Annotated in this window: 3 protein-coding genes; 1 reads left to right on the top strand and 2 read right to left on the bottom strand. The window is 31.5% G+C overall.

The annotated features are described in order from the left end of the window. A partial coding sequence (locus Megvenef_RS09155; RefSeq protein WP_322776251.1) for a transposase occupies positions 1-500 on the bottom strand: 500 nt, incomplete at its 3' end. A gap of 662 nt (positions 501-1162) precedes the next feature. On the opposite strand from Megvenef_RS09155, the gene Megvenef_RS09150 reads away from it, so the two are divergent. Beyond that, positions 1163-1399: a DUF2188 domain-containing protein gene (locus tag Megvenef_RS09150; protein ID WP_322777620.1), complete on the top strand. Its 237-nt coding sequence runs from the start codon at positions 1163-1165 to the stop codon at positions 1397-1399. A gap of 244 nt (positions 1400-1643) precedes the next feature. On the opposite strand, the gene Megvenef_RS10070 is transcribed toward Megvenef_RS09150, so the two are convergent. Further along, a complete protein-coding gene (locus Megvenef_RS10070) occupies positions 1644-1889 on the bottom strand; it encodes a SemiSWEET family sugar transporter (protein ID WP_410519777.1) in 246 nt (81 codons plus the stop codon). Between the last annotated feature and the right edge of the window lie 94 nt (positions 1890-1983).

Raw genomic sequence — 1983 nt, 5'->3', positions numbered from 1 at the left:
GGCCTGCCTTGCCAAGCTTTAACATCGTCCATGACATCATCAGTAATTCTACTAACAAGGCTTTCGCTAATGTCAGCCCCGTATAGTTCCTGAATCTGAAGTTTAATATCTGATAGACTCATTCCTTTGGCGTATAAGGATAGAATTTTTTGATCTAAACCTTCAATTCTTGTTTTTCTTTTGGGAATGATTGCAGGTTCAAACTCAGCATCTCTATCCCTTGGAACGTCTATTGTAATAAGGCCATTATCAGTGATTAGATTCTTTTGAGATACACCGTTACGGGCGTTATTAGAAGTGATAATACGATCGTATCTGTCATAACCTAGATGATTATTCATCTCTGCCTGTAAAGCTTTTTCCACAAGACGTTTTGTTAGTTGTTTCAATAACCCGCCTTTGCTTAAAACATTCGATAGATCTACTTCTTTACTTACCAGTAAATCTATCGCTGCGGATATAGCTTCATTATTCTTATTATTGATAGTGTTTTTAGTCATATTTTATTCCTCTTAGTTATATTAATTGATTATATAACCTATAAGGAATTTACACACTTAGATGGACAGACCCATGACTTTGTTGATTATAACTAATTATATGTACTTTACAGTACCTGAAAAAACAACTTTTTCTTTAATTGCCACAGCTTGTTGTTTGGTTATTTCTGTAATGCTTTTTTGTATTAACTTTTATACAAAGAAGCGTAAGAAACATGAATTTATAAAACCATTTTTAGATAAAATTCATTTGTTGGAGAGTCTATTAGAGAAGTTGTTATCAAAAGGGAAGGTGTTGAATAATTATAGAACTACCACTATTCTTGGAATAACTGTAATAATAGTTTTAATTATACGCCGATACTTAAGAAAGGGCTAAAGTCTTAGTAAGACACAGCGGCTCTAAATTTATGTTAATTAATTTTTTTTAAATGTATTCGCTCAATCTTGCTTTTATTTCTGGTACAAATTCCTAATATGAATTATGAGCAATCGATAAATCTAGAATTGTTCTAACCCACCTAAAATTTAACTTCTAGTTTATAATGTCTATTGACTTCTAAAATGTATTTTTCTACACTTAATTATGTAAATGGATAAAATATGCTAAGTATTGTGTCTGCTTACATAAAACAAGAAACTTAAATGAAAAGGAAGTTATTATGGTAACAAAAGGACGGGCAACAGACTCAAGAGGGCATTTTTTTCATGTAACACATAGTAAAAATGATAATAAATGGCACGTTAAAGAGGTAAAAGGTCAAAACTATGAAACCTATGATTCCAAGGAAAAAGCGATTGAGCAAGCAGAAAAATACGCTAAAAATGTGGAGCGGGGGCACGTTGTTGTTCATAGAGATGACGGTAAATTCGAAACTATAGAAAGTTTTCCTGAGTAACATTTCTTGTTAAGTACTAAAATAAAAATCAATCCGCTTATCCCTGCTTATTATTACGGCGCGTTGATGAGGTCGTGCTGCTTCTCTTGACTGAGTCTGTTAAGAATCATTCCAATGCAAGTTCCTTTTCCTTCTTATTAGTAAAGGGGTTGTGGTTGTGTTTTAGTAATTACTTAATTAATATATGTATATAGTGATACTTAATTTCTAAGTAAGGCATAAAGGAATTATCTTATTTCCATTATTATTTCCATAATATCTTTGTTGTTATGACTATTAGTGCGCAGCAAAAAGTTATAGAGCTTTGAATCATTAATGGAGGAAGAGACAGAATAATACCGTAACTTAGCCATAATAGTGAATCAATAGCAATAATTAGATACATCATCAATGAGATCCCGCTTGTAGAATGAGATCTTAATATTTTTATATCCTGAGGAATTAAAGAACATGTGCCTAAAATAGCGGCGATAAAGCCTAATGTTTGTATATTATTTAATAAAAATTCCGGGTCTGTCCATCTAAGTGTGTAAATTCCTTATAGGTTATATAATCAATTAATATAACTAAGAGGAATAAAATAT

It is taken from the genome of Candidatus Megaera venefica, from assembly GCF_034554655.1.
In the GTDB taxonomy this organism is placed as follows: Bacteria; Pseudomonadota; Alphaproteobacteria; order Rickettsiales; family Rickettsiaceae; genus Megaera_A; species Megaera_A venefica.
The sequence above is the reverse complement of the archived record's forward strand: the minus strand, read 5'-3'. Positions and strand labels throughout refer to the sequence as shown.